A 24,942-nucleotide genomic window follows, 5' to 3' on the forward strand; every position below is an offset into this window, starting at 1 on the left:
AATGAGGGAGCGCGTGTGAAAGTCATTCCGCCGCCTCCGGCATTGCAGCCCGTACAGGCTTCGCCTTGCGGGTCGGCGCACCCACCCGCAACCGCCTGTCGGAGAGCGAGATGAAGCCGCCCGCCATCATGAACAGCGTGCCACCCCAGATGCAGAGGATGAAGGGTTTCCACCAGATGCGTACCACCATGCCGCCATCGGCCATCGGGTCACCGAGCGAGACATAAAGCTGGCTGAGGCCGAAGGTCAGGATGCCGGCTTCCGTCGTCGGCATGCGCCTTGCGGTATAAAGCCGCTTGGACGACCAGACATCGGCCACCTCGACACCCGCCTTGCGCACGGTGAAATGGCCGCGATCCTCGGTGAAATTCGGGCCGACGGCATGGCGGACGCCATCGAAGGTCAGGCTGTAACCGCCCGCTTCCACCGCCATGCCCTCTTTCATTTCCAGCACGGTTTCGGTCTCGAAGGTGGTGACGATGACGATGCCGAGCACGGTGATGCCGAGGCCGATATGCGCCAGCGCCGTGCCGAAGGCCGAGCGTGGCAGGCCCTTCAGGCGGCGAAACGCGATGCCGAAGGCGAGCTTGCCGAAATTGGCGCGATACCAGAGATCGGTCAGCGCCCCGAAAATCAGCCAGAAACCGGCGGCAATGCCGAGTGCCGCCAGCACCGGGCCGCCATTTTCAATGTACCAGAGCGTCAGCCCTGCAAGCGCGGCAAGCGCTGCCGCCACATAAAGCCGCTGGAATGCGCCGAGAAGATCGCCACGCTTCCACGCCAGCATCGGCCCGAACGGGGTGACGATCAGGATCGGGATCATCAGCAGGCCGAAGGTGAGGTTGAAGAATGGCGCACCGACCGAGATTTTTTCACCCGTCAGCGTTTCGAGAATGAGCGGATAGAGCGTGCCGATCAGCACGGTGGCGGTCGAGACCGTCAGGATCAGGTTGTTGAGGACGAGCGACCCCTCACGCGAGATCGGCGCGAACAGGCCACCGGCCTTCAGGGCCGGCGCGCGCCATGCGAAGAGCGCGAAGGCGCCGCCGATGAAGACGGTCAGAATGCCGAGAATGAAGATGCCACGGCTCGGATCGGTGGCGAAGGCATGCACGGAGGTCAGCACGCCGGAGCGGACGAGGAAGGTACCGAGCAGCGACAACGAAAAGGTCATGATCGCCAGAAGCACGGTCCAGATCTTCAGCGCCTCGCGCTTTTCCATGACGAGCGCCGAATGCAGCAGCGCCGTGCCGGCAAGCCAGGGCATGAAGGAGGCGTTTTCCACCGGATCCCAGAACCACCAGCCGCCCCAGCCGAGTTCATAATAGGCCCAGTAGGAGCCCATGGAGATGCCCGCGGTCAGGAAGGTCCATGCGGCGAGCGTCCACGGCCGCACCCATCGCGCCCATGCGGCATCGATACGGCCTTCCAGCAGCGCGGCAACGGCGAAAGAGAAACAGACGGAAAAGCCGACATAACCGAGATAGAGCAGCGGCGGATGGATGGCGAGGCCGAAATCCTGAAGGATGGGATTGAGGTCCTGCCCTTCCGCCGGCACCCGCTCCAGCCGCAGGAACGGGTTGGAGGTAAGCAGGATGAACAGCAGGAAGGCGACGGAAATCCACGCCTGTACGGCCAGAACATTGGCTTTCAGCGTCTCCGGCAGGTTGCGGCCGAAAGCGGCGACGAGCGCGCTGAAAAACACCAGAATGAGCAGCCACAGCAGCATGGAGCCTTCGTGGTTGCCCCAAACACCGGTCAGCTTGTAGATCATCGGCATCAGCGAATGGGAGTTCTCCCAGACATTGCGCACGGAAAAATCCGAGACGGCATAGGCCCGCGTCAGCGCCGCGAAGGAAAAGCCCACCAGCAGGAACATCAGGACCGAGCCGAGCGAGGCGACATCCATCAGCGCCCGGTCATTGCGGCGCGCGCCGATCACCGGCAGCGTCGAGACGATCAGCGCCACGCCGAGCGCCAGAACCAGGACATAATGGCCGATCTCGTTGATCATTTCGTCGCTCCGGTCTTGTCGGCCGAAGCCGCGCTGGTCGACGGCGTTGCGGCGGAAGGCTCTTCGCCCTCTCCTGCATGCTGCCACAGGCCCTTGTCCTTCAGCCGGTCGGCCACTTCCTTCGGCATGTAGTTCTCGTCATGCTTGGCCAGCACACTGTCGGCCACGAAACCATGGGTGGCGGCATCGAACATGCCTTCGGTCACCACGCCCTGCCCTTCGCGGAAGAGATCGGGCAGGATGCCGGTATAGCTGACCGGCACATTGGCCTCGCCATCCGTCACCGTGAAGCTGACCGTGCGACCCTCGCCGCGCTTGATCGAACCTTCCGCCACCAGCCCGCCAAGGCGGATACGGGTGCCGGGGTTGACCGGCGTCTTTTCCAGATCGGCGGGCATGTAGAAATAGGCGATCGACTGGCCGAAGGCGAACATCACGAGCAGCACCGCCGCAACGATGAAGCTCATGCCGCCGCCGATGATCGCCAGCCGTTTCTGTTTGCGGGTCATTGCGTCACTCCCTGCGGCGTGGAATCCTTCTGGCCATCCATGCGGATGGGCCCTGCGGAAACGCCCAGTTCCTTCGCCAGCGCCAGAAGCTGCCTGCCCTGTTCGCCCTCCGGCGGGAAAGCCTGCAGCCCGGCCCGCAAGGCTTCACCGGCCTTGGTTTGGTTCTTCAGCACGGAATAGGCGCGGACAAGCCGCATCCACCCTTCGAAATCGGCCGGGTTGTCCTTCAGCTTGGCATCGAGGCTCGCCACCATGCCCTCGATCATCGCCTGCCGGTCGGTGGCCGTCATGTCATTCGCCGCAGCCATGTCCTCAGCGGTCGGGCCGGGCGCGGCAGGGCTCGCCGCGCCACCGGTGCGGGCGATATGTTCTTGCACCAGCGAAAGCCACGGCGCGCCGGCCGGCGCATCGGCCGCCAGCGCTGTAAAGGCCGCGCGTGCTTCTTCCGCCTTGCCTGCCTGTTCCAGCGACAGCGCCAGGTAGAAACGGGCGCGCGGATTGCCGGGCTTCAGCTTTTCGGCCTCAGCAAACGCATCCCGCGCCGCCTCGATGACGATGCCGTCATTGCCTGCCACCAGCGTTTCGCCAAGGCCCGTCAGCCGCTCCGCGCTCGGGCCCAGAATACGAAGCGCATTGCGATAGGCAAGCTCGGCGTCGCCAAGCCGCAATGTCTTGAAATAGATCGGCGCCAGAACATCCCAGCCGCCGCCGTCCTCCGGGTTCTGCGCCAGATGCCTTTCGGCCCGCGCGACCAGCAGGTTCATGTCGTTGCCGGGGTTTTCAAGGCGTGCCTCGAGCGGCATGTCCGGCGTTTCCGGACTGCCGTTCCAGATGTAAAGACAGAGCCCGAGCACTGGCAGCAGGAGGGTGATGAGGCTGGCGGCAAGATTGTGCCGGCGCGGCCGGGCATCCTTCGTCGCCACCTCTTCCGCCTCGGCGGCGGCCAGCAGGCGACGGCCGATTTCGGCGCGGGCATAATCCGCCTCGGTCTCGCCGATCAGGCCGGCGGCGCGTTCGCGGTCCAGTTCGGCCAGCTGGTCGCGATAAACGGCAACCTCACCGTCGCGGCGCGTTTCGGGCACCTCGGTCTTCCGCATCAGCGGGTACATCAGGACGATGGCGACAGCCGCCGTCAATATCGCAACGACAATCCAGAACATAAGGCTCAATTACTCGAATGCGCGGCACATGGAAACACGAAGCGCGGGGATGACGTGAATTTGAGACATCACGCCGCACCGCAGATCCCGTTTCGCTGTTCCGCAGTGCCTCTTCTTGTCACCGCGGAAGGCCCATGACCTTGATTTACGTCAAACTGATCAGATCAGCGGAGACCAGCTTCCATCATCATTGCGGCAGGCCGCGCCGCGCACCTTGATTTCGCGTCCATCGACGGTGAGGCTGTGCGAATATTGCCGGCAGTTCTGGTTACCGACCTGATAGGGCGCATTGGCGACCACCTGACCCTTGGCGTCATCACCGGTCCAGGCGACAGGCGTGCCGACCGGCGCCGTTTCCAGCGCCTTGTATTCCGCCTCCAGCGCCTTGGTCTGGTCGCCCCTGTCGAGCTCCACGCCGCTTTTCCCGACGATGCCGCCTTGCAGATTGGCAAGGAAAGGCGTGGAAGGCTGGGCCGAACGGCCAAAAAGGCTGCCGCCAGCCGGGCGGGTGCCCGTGGTGGTGCAGGCGCTCAGCATCGAAACGCACAGGATCGAGAGAAGTGCCGGGCGTGACACCAGCGAACGCATTGTCACGGAGCGGCAGCCATCATACACGTCAACCAAACCCTGTCCTCTTTCCTACCGCATTGCACCCAGAGCATTTCCACTGTTCCTCGAACCGTGAAAAAACTCTAGCTTTTTGTTCTGGCGCATTTCCTGACGAGAAACCGGGGTCCACTTTCCCTGGAAATGCTCTAATGTACCGGCATTGAATTTCTTGCCTTTTTTCTCGGTTCACGCAAGCTCTTTCGAAAGGCCCGGCAAAATCAGATCGGCTTTCAGCCCACCAATGGCGCTGCGCGACAGCGAAAAGCGGCCATGGTACTCTGACACCACCTCGGAAACGATCGACAGGCCGAGGCCCGTGCCCGGCCGGCTCTCGTCCAGCCGGCGGCCGCGTTTCATCGCTTCGCTGATCTGTTCCGGTTCCAGCCCCGGACCATCGTCTTCCACCGTCAGCTCCACCCAGGAGCGACGTGCCATTTCCGCGTCGGAAGACGGGTGCGTGCCGGCGGCAAGCGTGATGACCACGCGTGTCTGCGCAAAACGCGCGGCATTTTCGAGAAGATTGCCGACGACCTCTTCGAGATCCTGCTGTTCCATGCCGAGCACCGCGCCCGGCTGCTCGAAATTCAGCACGAACTGCTTCTCCGGGTTCAGGCGGCGCATCACCCGCACCAGCCGTTCCAGCGCCGGTTCCGCTTCCACACGGGCGAGGATCGAGCCGCGCTGGGCGGCGATGCGGGCCCGCGAGAGATAGGATTGCACCTGCGCCTGCATGGCATCCGCCTGCGCCCTTACCAGATCGCCATGCTGTGGCTCCAGCGTGCGTGCCTCGTTCAGAAGAACGGCAATCGGCGTCTTCAGCGAATGGGCGAGATTACCCACCTGCATGCGGGCACGCTCCACGAGGCGGCGGTTGCTGTCGATCAGCGCATTGACCTCATTGGCCAGCGGCTGGATTTCGCGCGGGAATTCGCCTTCGAGGCTTTCCGCCTCCCCGCCCCTGATCTTGCCAAGCGCCACGCGTGCCTGATCGAGCGGCCTGAGACTGTAGAGAATGGCGAGGCCGTTGACGACCAGACTGCCGACACCGAAGACGGCCAGCGCCAGATAAAGGCTATTGGAGAAATCGCGCACATCGTCTTCCACGACGTTCAGGTTGCCGGAAACACGAAACCGCGCGGCACGGCCTTCGCCATCCAGCACGACTTCCGTTTCCGCCACGCGCACCTTGTTGCCGGCCTCATCGGTCACGGCATAAAAACGCTCATATCTGTTGTCGAAGGGCGCATCGAGAATGCTCGGCACCGGCAGCGTAGATACGCCGAGCGAGGAAGAAACCAGCGGCGCGGTCTGGAAATTGCCGAGCGGCTCGACAACCCAGTACCAGCCGGTATCGGGCTGCGAGAAGCGGAGATCGCCGAGCTGCGGGCTGCCGGCCAGCGTATTCTCGTTAGAAATCGTCACCGAGTTGATGACGTTATAGAGCTGCGCCCTCAGAAGATCGGTGAAGCTGCGCTCAACGCCCTGCCGGTACAGCGTCGAGATCACGACGGCGATCACCACCAGCGCCAGCACCGACCAGAGCGAGGCGAGCAGCAGAACGCGGGCGGTGAGGGAATTACTTCGCATCTGCCGGCGCTTGCATCCGGTAACCGAGACCACGGATCGTCTCGATCAGATCAACCCCGAGCTTCTTGCGCAGACGTCCGACAAACACCTCGATCGTATTGGAATCGCGGTCAAAATCCTGATCGTACATGTGTTCGACCAGCTCCGTGCGCGAAACGACCTCGCCCATGTGGTGCATGAGATAGGACAGGAGCCGGAACTCGTGCGAGGTGAGCTTCAGCGTCGTGCCGTTAACGGTCGCCTTGGAGGATTTGGTGTCGAGCCGGACCGGGCCGCAGACAAGTTCGGAAGAAGCATGGCCGGCGGCGCGGCGGATGAGCGCGCGCACGCGGGCAAGCACTTCTTCGACATGGAAAGGCTTGGTCACATAGTCGTCGGCACCGGCGTCGATGCCGGCCACCTTGTCGCTCCAGCGGTCGCGGGCGGTGAGGATGAGCACCGGCATGGCCTTGCCGGCCGCGCGCCATTTTTCAACGACGGTAATACCGTCAAGCTGCGGCAGGCCGATATCGAGGACGATGGCGTCATAGGGCTCGGTATCGCCGAGATAATGCCCCTCCTCGCCGTCGAATGCCTGATCGACGACATAACCGGCCTCTTTGAGAGCATCGGTCAGCTGACGATTGAGATTGGCATCGTCCTCAACAACGAGAATACGCATTGTCCGCCCTTTCCTTACGTCCCGGCCCGCGCGCGTGGCCGGTCATGCTAAATGTGTCGGATTGTTTTCCGATATTTCGGCGATGCGGGCAAGCTACATCGGCACGCGCATCGTTACCTTGCGCGGGCGCTCGCCATTGCCCTGGACGAGAACGGTGACGACACAGGACTGACCGTCGCCGGAAGGATAGACTGAAAGCAGCTGGCCGCCGGTTTCACGCACCACGCGGGCCACGGCTGCGCCGCAATCGCTGGCAGCCAGAATGTAGTGGCCCTGCAGATCAGCCTCGGGCGCCGTGAAACCGGAAAGCCCGGCTGCAAGCGTCGCGATGATGAGAGGTGATGCCATTCTACAAACTTCCACAAGAACCGGGTGCGTCTCGAACCCTATCGTGACCGAATATGTAGCGCAAAGCGTCTGAATGGCAAATGAATGCCGCCCCCCGCCGCAGCGTTGCATGGCGGGAACGGCGTGTTTGCGGGCGGCGTCAGCGGATGGCGCGGGTCGCTGAAAGGCGGCCGTAAAGTGCGATCAGGCCGCCGATTCCGCCCGCGACCGTCACCAGCCCTTCGGCGAGTTCGCCCTGCACGCCGGCGGGCAGATCGAAACCGGCAATGCTGAAAAGCGGAGCAAAAACCGCAATCAGCGCGCCCCAGATCGTGCGGGATTGATACCATGCCTTGGTACTGTCCATAATCTCGTCCTTTGCGTTGTTTTTCAGGCACATGTCAGAGCGGGAGAAGGGCCTGCGCCACCACCCCCGAGGGCACCGCGCGGCCAAGCTGGCGGACACGCACGGAAATGTGATCCCGCAGGACCGGGAAATCTGTGAGTTCATCTGCGGCCGGGTAAAACCAGAAGGGTTCTGCAACCTCCACCTTGCGCCGCACGGTTTCGCCGTCCAGCACCTCGACGCGGTAAAGCTCGAAGGGCTCCTCCAGCGGGATGTCGCTCGCATCCCAGCCATCGGCCTCCACTCGGCCGCGACGCTTCCACTTGAGGAGAATGCCGTCCCTCCTGCGCTCGCCGGAAAGATGCACCGGCGCAAGCGGCGTCTGCGCCCGCACGCCACCCTCAAAGGCAAAGGGCCCGGCCGATGCGCCCGCCATGCCCGCCGCTTCCGCAATCCAGTTCAGGCGTCGCCCGCGCTCGTTTGCGGCAAGACCGAGCGGCTGCACCGCCGCATCGAGAACCACCACCGGAGCCCCTTTCGGCGCGCCTGCGGCAAGCGCATCCTCCGTACCGGCGAGACCCCGCAAGAGCGCGGAGAGCTGCCAGCGCGAGTGTGCGATTTCTTCGGCTTTCGCGAAGGCGACGATCTCCCAAACGCCGTTTGCAGCCTTGATGGCGAGACGGTTCTCGCCGTTCAGCACCGAAAGCTCTGCGGCCGATGACACTTCACCGGCGGGAAGATCGATCAGTATGGTGTTCTTGCGGTCGAAACGGCCGGAGGGTCCGGGCGTCAGCGGTTGTGCCAGCGCGCCGATCGTCGCGCGCCGGTCGAGCAGCACGCGCTGGCGATACCCTTCCGTGCCGGGCGATGAAGAAACGACGATGGGCCGCCAGGGCCTTGCAAGGGCGGCAATCCGTGCTGATTCTTCCGGCGTGGCGCCATCGTGATATGGCAGATCGAGAAACAGCACCTCCGGGGCGAAACCTTCGGCACCGCTTGCGCCGACGCTGCGCCGCTCCTCCGTGCCGTTGGCGACGGCTGAAAAGGCCGGCGAAAAAGCCCGCGCCTCCACCTGCCGCACCGCGCCATCCTCGATGCGGCTGACCAGAAACCGCCCGGCCGGCGCCTGCGGAAAGACACCCTCCGGCAGGCGGATGCAATCGCCGGGTTCAAGCGTGATATCGGATGGCGGCAGGGCGAAGCGCAGGCTGCGCCGGGCCTGACGGTTGTCGCGCAACAGCGCTTCCACGGCTACTTCCGCCGTTTCCGCTGGCAAAGCGGCGTTAAGATCGAGCCGCATCACCCGGCTGCCGGCATTGTCGATGCGGCGGGAACGCGCGCTCGCCTGCTCGTAGTCGAGCGCCGGATTGAACGAGGACAGCACGGCTTCTGCTGCGAAATCACTGTCATGGCCGCGATTTTCAGACCAGAGCGGCTCGCCCTCCAGATCGGCCAGCACGGCGATATCGCGGACGGGCATAGATGCCGTATTGCGGGAGCGGAAACGCAACATACCTCCCTCCTCCGCCACATCCACCTGGAACGCCGCCATCAGCGGCTCCAGCAGGTTGCGGGCCGAGGTTATGTCGCCCTGCACATAACCGGTCAGATCGCCGCTGACGGCCGAGACGTCGAAGGCGGAAAAACCTTGATCCGTCAGTATGGCGGCGATGGTGTCGGCAAGAGTGGCCGTTCCCAGCCTCCCGTTCAGCCAGTGGCCGGTGCGCCAGTTGGCGCCATCGCTCCAAACCGCGCCATTCTGCGGAAAGGCGGGGAAAGGCCGCGCATCCCACGTCCAGAGATAGACCCGGTCTTTATCCACCATCGCCGCCTCCCCCTCACCCCAGTGGTCGAGGTGGGCTTCCAGAAACCGCCGCTGCTGGCTGTCGGCGCGGTTGCGGCGAGAAAAATGGGGAAAGGCGTTTTCCGCCGATTTCGGATCGGGAAAGACGTTGGGCCGCGTCGCACTCTTGTCCACCGCCGGGCAGCCGAGTTCGGTAAACCAGATGTGTTTTGCGCCCGGCACCCATGCGGTCGGCGCGGAATTTTCCACGCCGCGCACTCGGTCGTAATGCAGGTTGCCCCACCAGCTGCGAAGGTCCTTGTAACGGAACATCCATGGCTTGCCCGTCAGCCCGTCCGTTATAGGCATGCGCCGCCGCGCCGCGCGGTCGGCATCGCTGGCATAATACCAGTCGAAACCCTCGCCCGCCGTGATGGCGTAGCTGAAGGCGCTGGCATCGTCCGGGCCGCTCATGCCATCGGGATTGCCGTTGGTGGCATCCTCGTCACGCCAGTCGGAAAGCGGCATGTAATTGTCGATGCCGATGGCGTCGATATCAGGGCTCGCCCAGAGCGGATCGAGGTGGAAGAACACGTCGCCTGAACCGTCCGCCGGCTGGTGGCCGAAATATTCGCTCCAGTCCGCCGCATAGGTGAGCTTCGTCGCTGGCCCCACGATGCCGCGCACATCGCCCGCCAGCCGCACCAGCTCCTCGACGAAAGGAAAGGCATCGTTCTGGCCGCGGAGTGCGGTGAGCCCGCGCAGTTCCGAGCCGATCAGGAAAGCATCCACCCCGCCCGCCTTGGCCGCCAGCCCCGCATAATGCAGCACCATGCGGCGGTAACCATCCTCGCGGTTGCAGAAGGCTGAAACCTGTGCCCGTGCAGCAGCGCTGCGATCCGGGGAGCCGGCCCTGCCGGGTGCGGGAAAACAGGTGATGCGGCCGCGCCAGCCATAGGCGGCCTGCTCGCCATCGCCATAGGGATCCGGCAGGCCGTTGCCGGCGGGCACATCCATCATCACGAAAGGATAAAGGCAGACCCGCAGGCCCCGGGCCTTGAGATCGGCAATGGCCTGCAACACGCTGTCATCATCCGGTGTGCCACCATAGGCGGGGCCGCCGCCATGGTGGCTGACCAGATGCGCCTCCCCGCGCGAAAGGCCGGCGACGGACCATGGCGTCGTTTCCCCATCTCGGTCCGCCACTTCCACGCCGGGCAGGATGCGGCATTCTCCCGCCCGCATATCCGTGCCGAACCAGCTCACCACCAGCGCAACGCTTTCGAGATTGGGGCAAAGCGCCTGCAAATCGTCGATCGCCGCCTGCCAGTCGGTCCCGGCGGTCAGATTATTGCGGTTCATGATGCGGCTCTGGCCGATACCCGTGCGTTCGCTGACCTGCGTGGTGGCATAACCGTGTTCGGTCGCGCCCGGAATGACGGTGATGGCGCGGATCTGGCGTTCGAGCGTTCCAACCGGCCGCACGACCTCGAACTGCATCAGCGGAATGCGGTTGCCATAGCTCTCGAGCGGCAGACGTTCGAAGACCACATAGGCAAGTCCGCGAAAGGCCGGCGCGTTGCCGGTCCCCTGCTTCGCCTCGATCAGCGGATCGGGCAATTGCGTTTCGCTGCCGGGGTAAAAACGCATCTCTACGCCGGTGAGGTCGATTTCGCGCCCATCGGCCCAGACGCGCCGCACCATGGCTGCCTCACCCTCGCACAGGCCCACGGCGAGATTGGCGAAATAACGGAAGCTCTCCACCTTCGGGCCGCGATTGCCCTTGCCGCCACGCCGCTCAACCTCGACGTTTTCCTCGAAACGCGTCGCCCAGATCAGCGTGCCGCCGATCCTTGCCGTGCCATAGAGCCGGTTGATCGCGGCCCCCTCATCCGCACCGGGAATACGCGCCGTCGAAAGACGCCTGCCGGACACCGTCCGGCCGTTCGAAAGCAGTGCGCGGTCGACGGCATTTCCTGCCAGTGCGCCGGCCGCCCGGCCGATGATGGCGCCAACGGGGCCAAAAATGCCGCCGAGCGCCGCACCCGCCGCCTGAAAAACGATTGTCGCCATGTTTGCCTCGAAAAATTTCAGGGATCAGGAAAACGGAAGGCACCGGCAATACGCCGCTTCCAGCCCGGCACGAGAGCCGACCGCACCACCGCCGCCTGTTCATAGGCGTGGATGAAATGCTCTGGCCCGGCGAGGATGCCGAGATGTTTTGCCGCCGCATCGGCCCGCCAGCGAAACAGCAGCAGATCTCCCGGCCGCGCCTCCGATATGCCCGCAAGTACTGTGAAATGGCGTTTCGCCGCCGCCATCAGCCGGTCTTCGCCGCCGCGTTCGGCCCAGTCCGGCGCATAGGGTGGCAGCAATTCCGGTTCGTGCCCGTAAAGCCCGCGCCAGACGCCGCGGATCAGGCCGAGGCAGTCGCAGCCGACACCCTGCAACGAGGCCTGGTGCCTGTAGGGCGTGCCGATCCAGCTTTCGGCCAGCGCCAGCACTCTTTCTGCCGTATCGATCATAGAAACAGCGCTCCGCCGTCATGGCTCTGACCGCCGTTTGCATAGGAATAGGCGAAATCCGCCCCCGGCAGATGCGGAAAGCCCCTGAAATTCAGATGATTGGCGAATTTCGCCCGGCAGGTGGCAAAACTCTTGTCGCAGCCGGCGGTCACCGAAAAACGATCGCCCGGCGATGGCATCCGGTCCGGCGCCAGCCAGAAGGAAAGAAGCACGTCGCCATCACGCCGCTCATGGCCGTCAAGGTCGAAAGCCTTGCCAGCGAGGCTGCCGGTCAAAAATCTGAGTTTGCCCCGGTTAAAGAAACCCTCGGCAAAAGCATCGAGCCTGGCGACCAGCAGCTTGCCTGAAACATCCACCGCCGCCACGCTGCCATGCCCGGCAAACCGCGCAAGATCAACGCCGCAGCGCCCGTCGCCGAGTGCGGCATCGCAACGCCGCCCATAGCTCCTGCCCTGCGGCTGGCCAAGACGGTGGGCGATGCTGCGCAATTCGGCGCGGAAGGCCCCGCCCGCCCGCGTCACCTCACCGATCTCGCGCAGGCTGAGCAGCGCATGTTCGTCCGGCGCCTGCCAGTTGACGAGGAACAGTTCCACCTTCGCGCCATCGAAACGCCCGGCGGCAAGATCGTCCTCCACAATCGCCTCGCTCGAAAAACCGCCCGCCACCTCGCCAGCGTTCGCGCCCCGAAAATCCGCTGGCGGCAAGGAAGGCTGTGCCGCCGAAGGACAGCGCCTCGTCATGGTCGGTAAAACCCATCACGACGCCGTCCGCCAGCGTCACCCGCCAGCAATGGCAGGTGGTCGTGGCATCCCCCTTCAGATGATCGGCAAGGGCAGCGGGCATGGTCTTCATGGCAGGATTTCCGTCAGCGGAATGGAGGGAATGCGGCCGGCTTCAAAGGCGGTCACGTTGATATCGATACGGTCGATGGCAAAGCGCACCGGCACGTCGAACTCAAAACCGGCGCGAATGACGGCACCGGCAGGCGGCACCCGCCCGGTTCGGAATGCCACCATGCCGGTCATATGATCGACCGACAGATCGGACGGTGTGGCCTTCACCCCCTCGACCGAAACGATGACCGACCCTTCGACCGGCTTGTCGATGCGGCGGGAAAACGAGCCGCCTGCATCCGCATAGGTCTTCATCAGTTGAAAACCCGCCGTCGCCCCGTCGCCGGTGCCGATCGCCTGATCGGTCGCGGCGGGGGTCTCTCCCGGCGCACAGGATTTGAAATCCACGGGATCGCGAAAGCGAAAACCGTAGAGTTCCCCGCGCCTTGCCTCGAAAAAGGCCAGCGCCTCATAAAGATCGGCAACGGAGCGGATGCCGGAGCCGGCGTCATAGGCGCGTCTGGCGTTCCTCCAGCGCTGGTTGCGATTCTCCCGGCCGTTGGAAAGATTGACGATATCAGTCCGCCGCACCGGCCCGCCGCTGACGCCGAGCGCCAGCCGCAGCGGAAACCGCACTTCATGAAATGCCGCCATGTGGTTGTTCCTGGATTCGTTTTGATGGTTGGGAAATGGGAAGGACGACGCACGGCAAGAAGGAGGAGCGGAGGAGCCCATGCGTCGTTCGCTCTCCTCTCCTCATCCCTGTGCTAACCACAGGGCGGCGAGGCAGTCCTTTCAGCCCAATGACTTGGTTGGCTGGATTCCTATGTCAGGCACAGGAATGGAGATGGGCGCGCGCCTGTGTCACAATCCCCGCTGGCCACGCCCGACGCTGCGCGCCAGCATCGCGGCAATCTGCCCTTCGCTTTTCCGGAAGCTTGCCGCATCCGTGGCCGTCACGTTAAAAACGATCTGCGCCCCACTCCCGCCCGAGGGTGCCGCGACACCGAGAGCACCGTCCGAACCGCGCTTCAGCGGCAGGATCGCCTCCGCCCCCGCTTCCCCCATCAGGCCAAGCCCACCGCCCATCGGAAAGAAGGCGGGGCTGGAGACCACGCCGCCCTCCGCAAAAGGCGTGATACCCCGCCCCGGCACGCCGCCATCGGCAAAGGCGAAAAGCGAACCGCCGCCGTTCAACAACCCGCCGACGGCGTTGCCGATCATGTTCTCCAGCGGTTTCAGCCCGGCCGAAAGCGCGATGCCCGACAGCCGCTGCCCGAGCCCGCGCAACACATCATCGAGCCCCCTGCCACCCGTCGTCGCCGCCTGGAGCGCGGAGGTCAGCGCCGCCCCGAACCGCTCCGAGCGCCTCTCGAGATCACCCATCACCTCGGAGAGCGCTTCCGCCTCCTCCCGGTTCTCCGCAATCGATCCTTCGCCCGCCATCGCGCTTGCCTTTCTGATTCAACTGGGGAATGCATGGTGCTGAAACAGCTTTTTAAAAATCCATTGCCTCAGCCCAAATCCTTTCAAAACCCAACTTCTTGGGTTATGGTTCTCATGGTCACCGTTCTGCGCCAGCATGGCATGCGTTTCGTCATCTACACGGCTGATCACGAGCCGCCGCATGCCCATGTCTACGGAGAGGGTGAAGCCCGTATCGATATCGTCAGCCTCACCGTTCTCACGCAGGGCGGCATGTCGGACCGGGATGTGCGGCGCGCCGTTGCCGTTATCGAAGAGAACCGGACGCTGTTTATGGAAATCTGGAGACGATATCATGGTTGAAATCAGCGACGCCGAACTCACAGCCGCCAAGGAGCGCTGGCAAAAGGAACGTGCCGGGCGTCCCATTCCGGTCTCCGTGCGTTTCGAAGCGGCGTCGGCGCGCGTCATCGTCGATTTCACCAATGGCGCCTGCTTCATGTTTCCGGCCCGGGCACTGGAAGGCTTGCAGGACGCCACGGCAGAGCAGCTCGCCGAAGTCGAACTTCTCGGCGAGACGGGCCTGCATTGGGAAAACCTCGATATCGACTATACGATCGCCGGCCTGATGAACGGCATCTTCGGCAGCCGCACATTCATGGAAGCGCAGCGCAAGGGCGGGCAATCCCGCTCCCCGGCCAAGGCGGCTGCCAGCCGCGCCAACGGTGTGAAGGGCGGCCGGCCGCGAAAGATGCCCTGACGCCCTCACCCATCCGGAAACCGCCGCATCATCGCCTCCATCGCCTGACGGTCAGGGCCGCGCGGAACGGCGTTACCGCCCGTCATCGCGAAGAACTCCCTCGGCGTCAGCCGCCAGAAGATTTCAGGGGAAAGCCGCAGCAGGCAGAGGCCGGCATGGATGGCCGCCGGCCAGGGAAAGGGGCGTGTTGTCGCCTCACCTGCTGCGGCGCTCAAGGGTCCGGCGTTGCATCACCTTTGAAGCCGCCGAAGGTTGCAGTCAGAAGATCGGCGACGATCGCGGCGTGGCCGGCAATGCCACCTTCCACCGTCGCGGCCGCCACATCCTCGTCGGAAAACACGTTGCCCGCGCCGCGCAGGCCCGCGCCGATGACCCGGATCATGTCGGCCGCCTTCATGCGGCCGCTGGCGAAACGCTCGGCGAGCGCCGTCAGATCATCGGCAGCAAAGGCGGTTTCGAGTTCGGCGAGAGCCCCGAGCGTCAGGCACAGGATGCGCCTTTCGCCGTCGATCAGCGCCTCTATCTCACCGCGATGGCGGTTCGCCCGCCCGTAACGCAAACGCTCAGGCATCACAGCACTCCGAAAGTGAGGAGACCGGCGGATTCCAGCGCGATCTCGAATTGCACCTCGCCATCGTGGCGGCCCGAATATTCGAGCGCGACGATCTGGAACGGTCCGGCAATGGTGCCGAAATCGGGAATGACAATCTGCCAGCCCGGAATGGTGCCGGCAAAAAACGCGCCGCGCACCAGCGCATCGCTCGTCTGGTCCTTGAAGATGCCGGAAGCCGTCAGCGACGCACGCTGCACGCCGGCGCCGGAGAGAAGCTCGCGCCAGCGGCCGGCACTTTGTGCATCCGTCACGTCGACCGCCTGCGCATTGAAGGCCAGCCGCTTGGTTCGGAGGCCGGCCACCGTTTCATAGGAACCGCCATTGTCGATCTTCAGCAGCAGGTCCTTGCCCTTTTGCGCCACCATGTTGTTTTCCTTTCTCGATTGCTGTTGCGGGGGTGCGGTGGGCCTGCTACCAAATGGTTTCCAGCCCCTCGCACCCCGCGATTTCACCATGTCCGACGCTTCCCCCACGACGTCCCGCGTGCGCCTTATCGGTGTGCTGGCGCTTGGGCAGATCGTCAGCTGGGGCAGCGGTTTCGACATGCTGGCCATTCTGGCGCCACGCATCGGCAGCGAACTGGCGATCGGCAACGAGATCGTTTTTGCCGGTCTCACCATCATGATGCTGATCAGCGCATTTTGCGGCCCGCTGCTTGGAAGAACGCTCGTCCGCCGCGGCGCGGCACCCGTGCTGGTGGCGGGTTCGCTGCTTTTCGCCGCCGGTTTTGCCGTGCTCGCCTTTTCGGGCGGTGTCACAAGTTATCTTTTCGGCTGGGCCGTGATGGGCCTGGCTGCAACCTGCGGCTTGACGACGGCTGCCCATACCGCCGTGGTGGAACGCGTGGGTGCGGAAGGTGGCCGGTTGCTGGCGCTCCTGATGCTGTTTACCGGGCTTTCCGGGGCGGTTTTCCTGCCCCTTACCGCGCTTGTGGAACAGCATCTTGGTTGGCGCGGCACGCTTTTGCTCTATGCCTGTCTGCAGATCTTCGTCCTTCTGCCGCTCTATCTCTTCGTGCTTCCCGGCCGTCCGGCCAGCACGCAGGCAAAGCGGCAGAAAGCGGACGCCCTTTTGCCGTCACCGGTCGATACACGCCGGGCCTTTCTGCTTCTGGCGGCCATGACGACGATCAGCGCCTTTACGACCTTCGGCCTGTCGCCGCTGCTGCCGCTGTTCCTGGTGCAGGCGGGCGCGTCGCAATCGTTTGCCGTGCAGCTGGCATCGGCGCGCAGCCTGCTGGCAATTACCGCGCGCGGGCTGGATTTCCTGCTTGGAAAACGCGGCAGCCCCTTCGTCACCGCCGCGATCGGCCTCTGTCTCCTGTTCCTGTCGCTACTGCTGTTGCTTGGCTTTGCCCCGGCCATGCCGTCCTTCATCGGTTTCATCGTGTTTTTCGGTTTCGGTGCTGGCGTGCTCACCGTCAGCCGGGCGGTGCTGCCGCTCGCCGTGTTTTCGCCGGAGGACTATGGGCTTCAGGCTGCGCGCATCTCCCTGCCGCAGAACCTTGCCATCGCCGTCGCGCCGGTCATCTTCACGCTGGCGCTGGATCGCGGCGGGGTGGCGGCCATGCTTGGCATCGCCGCCGTGCTGATCGGCATTTCGTTTGTGCTGCTGATCGCTCTGTGGCGAACCGTGCGCAGACAAGGCTTCTGAAACAGCGCTATTCCGTCACCGCCCGGAAACGCATCTCCGTAACAAAATTCCGGGTCTTCGCCTCGCGCCGCGAGCGGCTGGAGACAAATTGCAGATTGACGAGAGAGACGCCGGCCATCGGCAAAGCCGCATCATCGAGCAGGCCTTTTATTCGAGCGGCGATCTCCCCCGCGCCCTTGCGGCCATTGGCATCGCTCCAGATTTGCAGTGACAGGAAATGTTCTTCGGCCTTTTCCGTCGCCGTCGAATAATCCCGGCTTTCAAGATCGCCGATAACGATGCATGGCAGAACCGCGCGTGGCAGAAGCCGGTCGACCATGCCGCCGGGGATGAGCGCCGTCAGCGCCGCATCGCCCGTCAACCGCGTGAAAATCGCCCGCAGCAATGGGTTGGCAGCGCTCATCGGCTTTCCTCCTCGCAACGGCAGACGATGAAGCGGCGGGTCTCATCCGGATCCATCACCGCCCGGATCGCCAGAATCCGGTTGCCTTTGCGAAAGCGCATGCCGACGGTAATGTCGCTGCGAAAGGCCAGCCAGATACGGTGGGTGATCGTCACACCCTCGGCCGAGGCCCGCTCGTGGGAGGCCTCGGAAACCGGTTCGATGGCCGCCCAGAGCGACCGCAGCACAGTCCAGCCTTCCGTCGCACCGCCCTGCCCGTCCGGTGTTTCTGTGCACAGCCCCAGCTCCAGCCGCGCCGTCAGCTTGCCAGGGTCGAGAAAAACGAGGTTCATGGCTCAAAGCCCCAGGCGGCAGAAAGGAGCCACCAGCCGCTCGTAACCGGCAGGAACCGCCACAGGCTGGTTTTCCGGGGCAACCGCACCGCGAAAGGCGAACATCTGCGCCACATGCATCAGCATGGCGCGTTTCAGCGTGTCGGGCACCTCGGTGCCGGCCTCGCCGTAACCGGCGATGAAATCGATCTCGATGCCGTTCATCGCCCGCCCCGGGCTCGGCGGGTCACGCAGCCACAGCCGTGCCGGGCGCGCCGTGCCGTCGAGCAATCTGTCGGCGCCGGTAATGTCCGCCGTGCGGCCTTCACCATCAAAAACCAGAATCGTTTCGATGGCTTGCACCGGTCCCTTGCCAATCAGAATCACGCCCTTCTCAGGCCACCGGTCGAGATAAAGCCGCCAGGTCTGGCGGATGAGGCAAAGCCCGGTCGCGCGTTCCAGATGCTCGCGGGCAGTGCGCAGCAGCGCGGCAAGCAGCGCGTCCTCGTCGCTACCGTCGAGACGCAGATGCGCCTTGACCTCGGCAAGCGTCAGCGGCTCCGCCTGTGGCGGATGAATGAGGGCATAGGTCATGGGGTCTCCGGAGAAGAAGGTAGTCGAGTGGGCGAGTAGGTGCGTCTTTCGCCCTCTCCCCGCCGGGGAGAAGGTCGCGGCAGCGGGTTGAGGGGCAAGCTCTCCGACATCTGGCAAGGTTGCCGCCTCATCTGTCCCTTCGGGACATCTTTTCCCCGACGGGGAGAAGAAAAGGCCAATACTGCGGCTATCAATTCACCCCGAATTTCACCAGCTTGATCGCCTCGAAACTCTGCACGCCGCCACCCACACGTTTGGTGGTGTAGAACAGCACATAGGGTTTGGCCGAATAGGGATCGCGCAGGATGCGCACGCCGGTACGGTCGACGACGAGGTAACCGGCGCGGAAATCGCCAAAGGCGATGGCGAAGCTGTTGGCCGCCACATTCGGCATGTCCTCCGCCTCCGTCACCGGAAAGCCCATCAGCGAGGCCGGCTGGCCTGCGACGGCTGGCGGGTGCCAGAGATAGGCGCCGCTGGTATCCTTGAAGCGGCGCAGCGCCCCTTGCGTCTTTCGGTTCATCAGGAAAGTGCCGTTCTGGCGATGGCCGGCCTTCAGCGCGTAAACGGCATCGAGTAGCACATCCATCGGACCAGAGGAGGCGAAACCGGCCGAAACGCCGGTCGCGACATAACCGATATTGCCCCAGCTCCAGCCATCATTGGCGACGGTGGTATAGGAGAGAAAACCCTTGGGCTTGTTGACGCCATCACCGGCGATGAAGGCGGCGGCCTCCTGTTCGGCAAATGCGATGTCCACCTCCGAGGCAATCCAGGCTTCGATATCGACCGCCGCATCATCCAGCAGCCCCTGGGTCGCCGCCGGCATGGCATAAAGCTCCATCGTCGGGAAGGACAGTTCGGCAAGCTGCGGCGTTGCCGTCTGCGGGCGTGCCGCCGTTTCGGAGACCCAGCCGGTMGTCATCCCGCCGGGCGCGAAGGGTTTCTTCAGCACGGCGGCGGAAACCTGCCGCACGGTCGCCAGCGCCCGGATTGGCGAAATCGCCGTCATGCGCCGGCCGATCTCGCCATCCGTCTCGCTCGGCAGCAGAAAACCGCCATCGGCCCCGGTCGAACCGGCAAAGGCCTTGGCCTCCAGATCGCGCAGCGCGCCCTCCTCACCCCGGCGGATATAGGCCTCGAAAGCCGCCTTGTGCTCCTCGGCATCGTGGGAAAGCGCATCCTTGCGGCCAAGCGCGGGTCGCGCCTTCTTGAGCGCCAGATCGTCCATGATCCTGCGGTTGTTGTCGAGCGCCTTGTCGATGCGGTCGAGCTTGTCGCGGGTCACGACATCTGCCCCCATCTTGCGTTCGATATCGGCAAGACGCTGGTCGTTGGTTTCGCGGAAGGCTTCGAAGGCTTCCATGAAGTCATCGAAGGCGGCTGTCACCGTATCGGGCACGGCCTTCACCTGCGGGGCGACGGTCATCGGGGCCGGTTTCGTCATCTGGTCTGTCATGTCGGTTTCCTTGTTCTTGGATGCCTGAGGGTCAGCGCTTGAAGGTGTTGTCGAACAGCAAGCGGGCGGCGCGGCGCATGGTTCGCACCAGTTCGGTCTCGCGGTCGCGGAAGAAGCGGGCGTGTTTGACGTCGGAGACGCGGGCCGAGGGCAGCATCGGGAAGGTCACGACCGAGATTTCCCACAGATCGGCTTCCAGAATGCGCCGAACGCCCGAGCTTGCCGCCTTGCCGGAGCGAACGGTGCGAAAGCCGATCGACAGCCCGTCCAACGCGCCGGTCTTCATCAGCGAATGCACCTCGCGGGAACGGGCGACGCCGGGCGCGAGGATGCCTTCGACGTAAAGACCGCGCTCGTCCTCACGGATGGTGCGCCATGCGCCGATCGGCTCGGCCGGATCATGCTGGTAAAGCATGCGGATACCGCCCGCACCGCGCTCCTCGATGGAGCGGCGGAAAGCCCCGCGCTCGATCACATCCTTGCCGAGATCGACCTCGCCGAAGACGCTGGCATAACCGGAAAACGTGCCGTCGCTGGTAATGCCGCGCAGCTCCAGATTGGCGAATTTGCGCGTGGCGGGACGCGGCCCGCGATAAACGTGCATGAAAAACTCCTGCGATATGAAGGGGAAAGGGCGGTGCCTGTCAGGCGCGCGGGCGCGTGCCGTATCGGTCGGCGATGCGCACCAGAACACCCAGCCCCCACCAGGCGCCCATGCTGGCGGCGGCCGAGCCGGCCACCATGATTTCCCGGCCCGAAAGTGCCCCGGCAATATCGAGCTGCTGCACGATCCACAGGCCGATCGGCCCGCCGAAGATCATGCCGCAGGAAACGCCGGTGACGAAACGGCTCGCCGCCTCGCGTTTGCTTTTCGGCAGCAGGTAAACGAGTGACACACCCGCGCCCGCCACGGCGCCGGTGATGCGGGCGGCCCAGATACCGGCCTCATTGGCGAATTCAGACATGGGTAATCATTCCCGTTTAGGATGTTGCAATCGGGCGAACGCATCGCGCCGCCCGCAGGCGCTTTTTGCGCGCCTGCGCTTCTGTGATTTTACGAATCTTCGGAATCGCTTGGGCGGAAGAGCTCACAGAGAGAGTCCGCTTCTTCAGAAAATGATTCAGCTGAACATCACACACTTCCAGAACGTGGTTTCGGCCGCTCAGTAACCGACGGCTTCGCGTTTTTCCTCGTCGCTCAGGAAGGATGCCGCACCAATGCGTGTCCAGAGCGCATCCCGTTCGCCGGCAAGCCCGGCGATCCTGTCGAGATCGGGCTCGAGCCTCAAGCCAGCGCCGAAAACCGGTGCCAGCCAGCCGCAGAGCCTTGCCGCCGTGCGATAAACGAGCGGCAGCACAGTGAGGCGATAAAAGGCGCGGTTCGCCTCCTGGTAATTGGCGTAGGTATTGTCGCCGGGAATGCCGATCAGCATCGGCGGCACGCCGAGCGAGAGCGCGATATCGCGCGCCGCACCGTTGCGTGCCTCCAGAAAATCCATGTCGCGCGGCGAAAGACCCATGGCCTTCCAGTCCAGCCCGCCCTCCAGAAGCAGCGGTCGGCCGGCATTCATCGCTCCCTGATAGCCCTCCTCCAGCTCACGCTTCAGCCGCTCATATTGCTCGGTGGAGAGATTGCCACCCTCCTTCGGCTGATAGACCAGCGCACCGGAAGGCCGGGCGGAATTGTCGAGCAGGCGCTTGTTCCAATGGCTGGCCGCATTGTGAAGATCGAGCGCCGCACCGGCGGAGGCGAGCGGCGCAAAACCCACCCGGTCGTCCAGCGGATGGAAGAGCTTCAGATGCAGAAGCGCCAGCCCATCCCGCTCGGCGGCGATGCGGCGGGCGGCGCGGCCCTCGGCGCGGTATTCATAAGCCACCGGCCAGCCATCCGGCCCCTCGACGATGCTCACCCGGTCGGGCCTCAGAAGATGCAGCTCGCGCAACCGCCCGCCGACCGTTAGCGGTTCGATATAAGCGTTTCCGGCCAGCATGAGATGGCCATAAAGCGCCTCGAAAAAATCCGGCCCGCCCATATGGGCGCTCGGCTGCGACAGCAGTGCCAGGAGCGGGTGATCGACCAGTTCCTCATCGCCGTCATAAATCAGCCAGCTCATGGAGGCGGACGCCTCCGCCACCATGCGGGCGGCGCGGTGGGCGACCGGGTTTTTCATGAAGCCTTCGCGGGCAAGGGCGGCATAGGAACGGCCGGACCAGAAGGCCTGCCCGCCCTGCACCGCCACCGCCACAAAGCCCTCGGCCATCTTCCGGCTTTCAGGCACGGCTTTGCCATCCGCCGGGCGCCGCCGCGGCAGGGAGAAAGGAAATCGCATGGAGTTGTCCTTGTTGTGATGGCTTACAGCGCCCCTATGCCGTCACCCCGGACCGGATCCGGGGTCCAGCCAGCCCAAGTCCTTGGGCTGAAAAGGCTCTTCCCGCCGCGCAGACGCTCGTCGGCTGGATGCCGGATCTAGTCCGGCATGACGGAGGAAAGTTTGCGCCCGTTGTCAGCAGGCTAAGTGCGCATGCGCCTTGCCTTCGCAGACGAAAGCAGACGTTACCGGATCGGCGCCTTAACCGCCGTATCGCTGTCGAAATCGGCGGCAACACGGGTCTCGCGCAACGGCTTTACCGTGCGGGTGGAAAGATCATAGGCGGGGTCGGCCTTGTAGGCCGCCAGCGCCGCCTCGTTTTCGAACTCGCCATAAACGATGAAATCGACCGAGTTGCCCCATTGGTCCTTCTTCACATTCTCGCCGATTTCAAGCTTCAGCGCATGCGGTATCGCGGTGAGGCCGGAAAGCCCCTTGCGCACGGCGTCGCGGTTTTCTTCGGGAACGGTGAAAAAGACGATATGGCGGATCACGGTGTCACCTGTCATGCAAACTTAAAAGGCGGCCTTTTCGGCGCCGTGTAACGGGTTATCATCTGGCCCGCCCCGGTTCAATCCGCGCAGCGACAAGCGCGTGATGAAATGCGCGCCCATAACCGCCGACGAGCCGCGCCCGGTCACTGCCATTGATGATGGCACGCACGCCATCCCAATCCTCACGCGCGCCACTGAAGAAATCCGAAAGCTTGCGACCGGTAAAGCGGCCGCCCGCCATGCCGTGGATCAGGATCGCCGTCGCCACCTCCGCCTCCATGGCCCGCTCGGGGCGTTCCACAAGGTTTATGCCGGTGAGCGCTGACATGGCCTCGTAATTGCGGCGATGGGTCAGTTGCACGAAACCGCGCCCCAGCCAGCTTTTCCCGTCGGCATCGGGCCGCCAATAGGGTTTGCGCACCATCGGCAGCCGGCCAGCCGCAAAGGCGCGGTCGAGCCTTGCGATCGCCTCCGCATCGCTTGCCGCCAATGTCTCGCGCACCGGCTGCATGGTCGCCGCCGTCTCGTGAAAGGCTGTCGCCAGCATATAGGCCAGCCAGCGGGGGTCGCCACCCGGCATCGCCTTTTCGAACCCCGCCAGCATTATTTTCGTACCGGCAAGCTGGGCGGCGCGCAGGCGGCCGCCGAAGATGGAACTTCGCACCGACGCGAAGAATCGCGCCTCGTCATAGGCCATGGACGGCTCCTGAAAATGACGGGCAATATGACACCCGGTTTTCCACATGACGGCCACAGGGACTAAATCGATTTGAAAAAACCTTAATCGATTTTAATCCGCCGGCCGGGGTTTTGAGGTAAAAAATTCCTTGAATTCCGGAACCTTAGCGCGCTAACTCCATTCACCGCGCAATCTTGCAGCGTTAACCATTCAAGGAGGAATGCCACCATGACAGCGACAATCCCCCAGACCGTTTATGACCGCCTCGAAAACGAATGGCGCCAGATGCGCGAAACCGGCTCGCAGCCGAAACCGGCGCAATCTCCGAAGAAGTAAGACCTGCCGGGCGCCCGCTTGTGGGCGTGGATGGCACCGCGAATTTCTTCTCCCCGCCGGGGAGAAGATGGCCCGAAGGGTTAGATGAGAGGGAAACCTCTCCGAATATCTTTGCCCTCGCCCCCTCATCCCGCTGCCGCGACCTTCTCCCCCGCAGGGAGACGAAACAAGCGGCATACGCTCGCTTGAAAGCCAAGTGGCTCTCATGCGCGGAAGCGATGATTGAACGGCTCACATCCCCCGCACCCTCGGCTCACTCGCCACCATCGTCGTCAGCGCCGTGATCGCCCAGACGAGCGCGTCCAGCCGGTCCGGCGAGCGCCCGGATGACAGGCCATCGGGGCCGAAATCCGTCATCTGGTCCTCCAGCTTTTCAAACCGGCCCGCGTGGCGCACCCGGCCCTGCTCGTAAAGGGCCGCGACCGGCTCGGCGCGGGTGAATTTGCCACGGCTTGCCCGCACCAAAGTCAGAGGCAGGTTCGCGTCTATGCTCTGCAGCATGGCCCGCACCATTTCGCCACCCTGATTGACCTCGGCCACCACCCGGTCGGCCTCCTGGCGGCGGAAGGCGGCAACCACGGCGCGGGCCCAGCCCGCCGGCGTTTCACCTTCCACCGAACAATCCGCCAGCACCATGAGCCGCCCGGACATGCCGAGCCCCGCCACGACGATGCCGCAGCAGGAATTCTCGCCCATTCCGGCGGGTGGATCGACTGCCACCACGATCCGCGACAGCGGCTCATGCGCCGCCTCGATTATTGCCTCCAGATCGGCACGTTTCCACAACGCGCCCTCCCGTTCATCGATCAGCTCGCCGCCGATTTCCTGACGGCCGAGCCGCGTGCCGCTGTAACGCTCCTCCATGGCCTTCAGGAAGCCGGGCGAGAGGTTCTGTGCATTCATCGCCGTCGGCATCCGCGCCACCCGGCTTGTTGGATCGGAAAGCAGCGCCTTCAGCAAGGGAATGGGCCGCGGCGTGGTGGTCACCAGTTGCCTTGGTGCCTCGCCCAGGCGCAGGCCGAATTGCAGCATGTCCCAGGTTTCCTGCGGATATTTCCATTTACCCAGCTCATCCGCCCAGGCCATGTGGAATTGCGGGCCGCGCAGGCTTTCCGGGTCTTCCGAGGAAAACACCTGCGCCATCGCGCCATTTGGCCAGACAAGCCGGCGGCGCGACACTTCGAAGGCGGGCCGATTGCGGCGGGCAATGCGGCAGATGCCGGAAATGCCGTCGATCATCACCTCGCGGGCATCGCCCAGCGTTTCCGCCACCAGCGCGATGCGCAGATCCGACTGCTTGCCGGCAGAAGCGATACTGTGCACCCATTCGGCCCCGGCACGGGTCTTGCCGGAGCCGCGCCCGCCGATCAGCAGCCATGTCCGCCAGTCGCCTTCCGGCGCCTGTTGCGGCAGGTTGCCGATGAAACGCCAGTCGCGCAGCAGGTTGAAGACCTGTTCCTGCCGAGCGGCTTCCGTGGAAGGGTCCACCATT

The 24,942-nt window shown here is 64.1% G+C and carries 28 protein-coding genes and 1 pseudogene; 3 read left to right on the top strand and 26 right to left on the bottom strand.

Features of this window, described 5'->3' with window-relative positions:
- Positions 1–22: 22 nt before the first annotated feature.
- The 13 genes and pseudogenes from QD336_RS03030 to QD336_RS03090 form a co-directional block, all read right to left on the bottom strand.
- The gene (locus QD336_RS03030; protein WP_499169292.1) at positions 23–2,014 is read right to left on the bottom strand and encodes a heme lyase CcmF/NrfE family subunit; all 1,992 of its coding nucleotides are present in this window, start codon (positions 2,012–2,014) and stop codon (positions 23–25) included.
- Positions 2,011–2,523 (bottom strand): cytochrome c maturation protein CcmE, encoded by a 513-nt coding sequence (gene ccmE / locus QD336_RS03035; RefSeq protein WP_269344219.1) that lies wholly within the window; start codon positions 2,521–2,523, stop codon positions 2,011–2,013. The genes QD336_RS03030 and ccmE overlap by 4 nt, the downstream gene beginning before the upstream one ends.
- Positions 2,520–3,683: a c-type cytochrome biogenesis protein CcmI gene (gene ccmI, locus QD336_RS03040; protein ID WP_269344221.1), complete on the bottom strand. Its 1,164-nt coding sequence runs from the start codon at positions 3,681–3,683 to the stop codon at positions 2,520–2,522. The genes ccmE and ccmI overlap by 4 nt, the downstream gene beginning before the upstream one ends.
- A gap of 159 nt (positions 3,684–3,842) precedes the next feature.
- Positions 3,843–4,271: an RT0821/Lpp0805 family surface protein gene (locus tag QD336_RS03045; protein ID WP_269344451.1), complete on the bottom strand. Its 429-nt coding sequence runs from the start codon at positions 4,269–4,271 to the stop codon at positions 3,843–3,845.
- A gap of 207 nt (positions 4,272–4,478) precedes the next feature.
- Positions 4,479–5,879, bottom strand: a complete 1,401-nt coding sequence (locus QD336_RS03050) for an ATP-binding protein (RefSeq protein WP_269344223.1) — start codon at positions 5,877–5,879, stop codon at positions 4,479–4,481.
- Positions 5,869–6,540 (bottom strand): response regulator transcription factor, encoded by a 672-nt coding sequence (locus QD336_RS03055; protein ID WP_003509815.1) that lies wholly within the window; start codon positions 6,538–6,540, stop codon positions 5,869–5,871. The genes QD336_RS03050 and QD336_RS03055 overlap by 11 nt, the downstream gene beginning before the upstream one ends.
- Before the next feature lie 93 nt (positions 6,541–6,633).
- Positions 6,634–6,888 (bottom strand): hypothetical protein, encoded by a 255-nt coding sequence (locus QD336_RS03060; protein ID WP_003497070.1) that lies wholly within the window; start codon positions 6,886–6,888, stop codon positions 6,634–6,636.
- A 139-nt stretch (positions 6,889–7,027) separates the two neighbouring features.
- Positions 7,028–7,234 (bottom strand): hypothetical protein, encoded by a 207-nt coding sequence (locus QD336_RS03065; RefSeq protein ID WP_499169294.1) that lies wholly within the window; start codon positions 7,232–7,234, stop codon positions 7,028–7,030.
- Between the two features lie 34 nt (positions 7,235–7,268).
- Complete coding sequence (locus QD336_RS03070) at positions 7,269–11,069, bottom strand: baseplate multidomain protein megatron (protein ID WP_499169296.1); 3,801 nt, start codon at positions 11,067–11,069, stop codon at positions 7,269–7,271.
- Between the two features lie 17 nt (positions 11,070–11,086).
- Entirely contained in the window at positions 11,087–11,521 is a 435-nt protein-coding gene (locus QD336_RS03075) for a C40 family peptidase (RefSeq protein ID WP_499169297.1), read from the bottom strand.
- A pseudogene (locus QD336_RS03080) lies at positions 11,518–12,373 on the bottom strand (phage/gene transfer agent baseplate hub protein). Before QD336_RS03080 ends, QD336_RS03075 begins: the two are co-directional and overlap by 4 nt.
- Entirely contained in the window at positions 12,370–13,008 is a 639-nt protein-coding gene (locus tag QD336_RS03085) for a phage distal tail protein, Rcc01695 family (protein WP_499169299.1), read from the bottom strand. The pseudogene QD336_RS03080 and the gene QD336_RS03085 overlap by 4 nt, the downstream one beginning before the upstream one ends.
- A 210-nt stretch (positions 13,009–13,218) precedes the next feature.
- On the bottom strand, positions 13,219–13,800 hold the full coding sequence (locus tag QD336_RS03090) for a phage tail tape measure protein (RefSeq protein WP_499169301.1): 582 nt from the start codon (positions 13,798–13,800) through the stop codon (positions 13,219–13,221).
- 114 nt (positions 13,801–13,914) lie between these two features.
- Between QD336_RS03090 and QD336_RS03095 the strand changes: the two genes are divergently transcribed.
- Together QD336_RS03095 and QD336_RS03100 are read left to right on the top strand one after the other, a co-directional pair.
- Positions 13,915–14,142: a DUF4160 domain-containing protein gene (locus QD336_RS03095; protein ID WP_269344230.1), complete on the top strand. Its 228-nt coding sequence runs from the start codon at positions 13,915–13,917 to the stop codon at positions 14,140–14,142.
- Positions 14,135–14,539, top strand: coding sequence for a DUF2442 domain-containing protein (locus QD336_RS03100; RefSeq protein ID WP_499169302.1), 405 nt, complete (start codon positions 14,135–14,137; stop codon positions 14,537–14,539). The genes QD336_RS03095 and QD336_RS03100 overlap by 8 nt, the downstream gene beginning before the upstream one ends.
- A gap of 5 nt (positions 14,540–14,544) precedes the next feature.
- On the opposite strand, the gene QD336_RS03105 is transcribed toward QD336_RS03100, so the two are convergent.
- From QD336_RS03105 to QD336_RS03115, 3 genes are read right to left on the bottom strand one after another with little or no spacing between them, the layout of a single operon-like run.
- The gene (locus QD336_RS03105; protein WP_269344232.1) at positions 14,545–14,754 is read right to left on the bottom strand and encodes a rcc01693 family protein; all 210 of its coding nucleotides are present in this window, start codon (positions 14,752–14,754) and stop codon (positions 14,545–14,547) included.
- Positions 14,751–15,110: a gene transfer agent family protein gene (locus tag QD336_RS03110; protein WP_499169304.1), complete on the bottom strand. Its 360-nt coding sequence runs from the start codon at positions 15,108–15,110 to the stop codon at positions 14,751–14,753. The genes QD336_RS03105 and QD336_RS03110 overlap by 4 nt, the downstream gene beginning before the upstream one ends.
- Positions 15,110–15,517, bottom strand: a complete 408-nt coding sequence (locus QD336_RS03115; protein WP_269344234.1) for a phage major tail protein, TP901-1 family — start codon at positions 15,515–15,517, stop codon at positions 15,110–15,112. The genes QD336_RS03110 and QD336_RS03115 overlap by 1 nt, the downstream gene beginning before the upstream one ends.
- Before the next feature lie 88 nt (positions 15,518–15,605).
- Here QD336_RS03115 and QD336_RS03120 point away from each other — a divergent pair, with 88 nt between their 5' ends.
- Positions 15,606–16,805 (top strand): MFS transporter, encoded by a 1,200-nt coding sequence (locus QD336_RS03120; RefSeq protein WP_499169305.1) that lies wholly within the window; start codon positions 15,606–15,608, stop codon positions 16,803–16,805.
- Positions 16,806–16,812: 7 nt separating this feature from the next.
- Here the strand turns inward: QD336_RS03120 and QD336_RS03125 are convergent, their stop codons facing one another.
- From QD336_RS03125 to QD336_RS03170, 10 genes are all read right to left on the bottom strand, one after another.
- Positions 16,813–17,208 (bottom strand): DUF3168 domain-containing protein, encoded by a 396-nt coding sequence (locus QD336_RS03125; RefSeq protein ID WP_499169306.1) that lies wholly within the window; start codon positions 17,206–17,208, stop codon positions 16,813–16,815.
- Positions 17,205–17,540 (bottom strand): phage head closure protein, encoded by a 336-nt coding sequence (locus tag QD336_RS03130; RefSeq protein ID WP_499169308.1) that lies wholly within the window; start codon positions 17,538–17,540, stop codon positions 17,205–17,207. Before QD336_RS03130 ends, QD336_RS03125 begins: the two co-directional genes overlap by 4 nt.
- A gap of 3 nt (positions 17,541–17,543) precedes the next feature.
- Positions 17,544–18,113 carry a head-tail connector protein gene (locus QD336_RS03135; protein WP_499169310.1) on the bottom strand — a complete coding sequence of 190 codons (570 nt, stop codon included), beginning with the start codon at positions 18,111–18,113 and terminating at the stop codon, positions 17,544–17,546.
- Between the two features lie 190 nt (positions 18,114–18,303).
- Complete coding sequence (locus QD336_RS03140) at positions 18,304–19,572, bottom strand: phage major capsid protein (RefSeq protein WP_499169311.1); 1,269 nt, start codon at positions 19,570–19,572, stop codon at positions 18,304–18,306.
- Positions 19,573–19,603: 31 nt separating this feature from the next.
- Positions 19,604–20,176 carry an HK97 family phage prohead protease gene (locus QD336_RS03145; RefSeq protein WP_499169312.1) on the bottom strand — a complete coding sequence of 191 codons (573 nt, stop codon included), beginning with the start codon at positions 20,174–20,176 and terminating at the stop codon, positions 19,604–19,606.
- Positions 20,177–20,216: 40 nt separating this feature from the next.
- Entirely contained in the window at positions 20,217–20,537 is a 321-nt protein-coding gene (locus QD336_RS03150) for a DUF6107 family protein (RefSeq protein WP_092769526.1), read from the bottom strand.
- A gap of 198 nt (positions 20,538–20,735) precedes the next feature.
- A complete protein-coding gene (locus tag QD336_RS03155; protein WP_499169314.1) occupies positions 20,736–21,902 on the bottom strand; it encodes a phage portal protein in 1,167 nt (388 codons plus the stop codon).
- Between the two features lie 224 nt (positions 21,903–22,126).
- Positions 22,127–22,435, bottom strand: a complete 309-nt coding sequence (locus QD336_RS03160; protein WP_006700091.1) for a Dabb family protein — start codon at positions 22,433–22,435, stop codon at positions 22,127–22,129.
- 58 nt (positions 22,436–22,493) lie between these two features.
- A complete protein-coding gene (locus QD336_RS03165; RefSeq protein WP_499169316.1) occupies positions 22,494–23,132 on the bottom strand; it encodes a hypothetical protein in 639 nt (212 codons plus the stop codon).
- A gap of 549 nt (positions 23,133–23,681) precedes the next feature.
- A complete protein-coding gene (locus tag QD336_RS03170; protein ID WP_499169317.1) occupies positions 23,682–24,941 on the bottom strand; it encodes a DNA-packaging protein in 1,260 nt (419 codons plus the stop codon).
- Position 24,942: the final 1 nt, after the last annotated feature.

It is taken from the genome of Rhizobium sp. BR 250, from assembly GCF_047445855.1.
Taxonomy (GTDB): domain Bacteria; phylum Pseudomonadota; class Alphaproteobacteria; order Rhizobiales; family Rhizobiaceae; genus Agrobacterium; species Agrobacterium tumefaciens_I.

Bases quoted from the DNA above. Each gene is read 5' to 3' on its own strand.
- QD336_RS03050 (WP_269344223.1), bottom strand. From the start codon at position 5,879: ATGCGAAGTAATTCCCTCACCGCCCGCGTTCTGCTGCTCGCCTCGCTC.
- QD336_RS03055 (WP_003509815.1), bottom strand. From the start codon at position 6,540: ATGCGTATTCTCGTTGTTGAGGACGATGCCAATCTCAATCGTCAGCTG.
- ccmI (WP_269344221.1), bottom strand. From the start codon at position 3,683: ATGTTCTGGATTGTCGTTGCGATATTGACGGCGGCTGTCGCCATCGTC.
- QD336_RS03065 (WP_499169294.1), bottom strand. From the start codon at position 7,234: ATGGACAGTACCAAGGCATGGTATCAATCCCGCACGATCTGGGGCGCG.
- ccmE (WP_269344219.1), bottom strand. From the start codon at position 2,523: ATGACCCGCAAACAGAAACGGCTGGCGATCATCGGCGGCGGCATGAGC.
- QD336_RS03085 (WP_499169299.1), bottom strand. From the start codon at position 13,008: ATGGCGGCATTTCATGAAGTGCGGTTTCCGCTGCGGCTGGCGCTCGGC.
- QD336_RS03120 (WP_499169305.1), top strand. From the start codon at position 15,606: ATGTCCGACGCTTCCCCCACGACGTCCCGCGTGCGCCTTATCGGTGTG.
- QD336_RS03150 (WP_092769526.1), bottom strand. From the start codon at position 20,537: ATGTCTGAATTCGCCAATGAGGCCGGTATCTGGGCCGCCCGCATCACC.
- QD336_RS03095 (WP_269344230.1), top strand. From the start codon at position 13,915: ATGGTCACCGTTCTGCGCCAGCATGGCATGCGTTTCGTCATCTACACG.
- QD336_RS03100 (WP_499169302.1), top strand. From the start codon at position 14,135: ATGGTTGAAATCAGCGACGCCGAACTCACAGCCGCCAAGGAGCGCTGG.
- QD336_RS03045 (WP_269344451.1), bottom strand. From the start codon at position 4,271: ATGCGTTCGCTGGTGTCACGCCCGGCACTTCTCTCGATCCTGTGCGTT.
- QD336_RS03155 (WP_499169314.1), bottom strand. From the start codon at position 21,902: ATGCGATTTCCTTTCTCCCTGCCGCGGCGGCGCCCGGCGGATGGCAAA.
- QD336_RS03130 (WP_499169308.1), bottom strand. From the start codon at position 17,540: ATGAACCTCGTTTTTCTCGACCCTGGCAAGCTGACGGCGCGGCTGGAG.
- QD336_RS03135 (WP_499169310.1), bottom strand. From the start codon at position 18,113: ATGACCTATGCCCTCATTCATCCGCCACAGGCGGAGCCGCTGACGCTT.
- QD336_RS03075 (WP_499169297.1), bottom strand. From the start codon at position 11,521: ATGATCGATACGGCAGAAAGAGTGCTGGCGCTGGCCGAAAGCTGGATC.
- QD336_RS03170 (WP_499169317.1), bottom strand. From the start codon at position 24,941: ATGGTGGACCCTTCCACGGAAGCCGCTCGGCAGGAACAGGTCTTCAAC.
- QD336_RS03125 (WP_499169306.1), bottom strand. From the start codon at position 17,208: ATGAGCGCTGCCAACCCATTGCTGCGGGCGATTTTCACGCGGTTGACG.
- QD336_RS03165 (WP_499169316.1), bottom strand. From the start codon at position 23,132: ATGGCCTATGACGAGGCGCGATTCTTCGCGTCGGTGCGAAGTTCCATC.
- QD336_RS03090 (WP_499169301.1), bottom strand. From the start codon at position 13,800: ATGGCGGGCGAAGGATCGATTGCGGAGAACCGGGAGGAGGCGGAAGCG.
- QD336_RS03115 (WP_269344234.1), bottom strand. From the start codon at position 15,517: ATGGTGGCGCAAAAGGGCAAGGACCTGCTGCTGAAGATCGACAATGGC.
- QD336_RS03030 (WP_499169292.1), bottom strand. From the start codon at position 2,014: ATGATCAACGAGATCGGCCATTATGTCCTGGTTCTGGCGCTCGGCGTG.
- QD336_RS03110 (WP_499169304.1), bottom strand. From the start codon at position 15,110: ATGCCTGAGCGTTTGCGTTACGGGCGGGCGAACCGCCATCGCGGTGAG.
- QD336_RS03060 (WP_003497070.1), bottom strand. From the start codon at position 6,888: ATGGCATCACCTCTCATCATCGCGACGCTTGCAGCCGGGCTTTCCGGT.
- QD336_RS03070 (WP_499169296.1), bottom strand. From the start codon at position 11,069: ATGGCGACAATCGTTTTTCAGGCGGCGGGTGCGGCGCTCGGCGGCATT.
- QD336_RS03145 (WP_499169312.1), bottom strand. From the start codon at position 20,176: ATGCACGTTTATCGCGGGCCGCGTCCCGCCACGCGCAAATTCGCCAAT.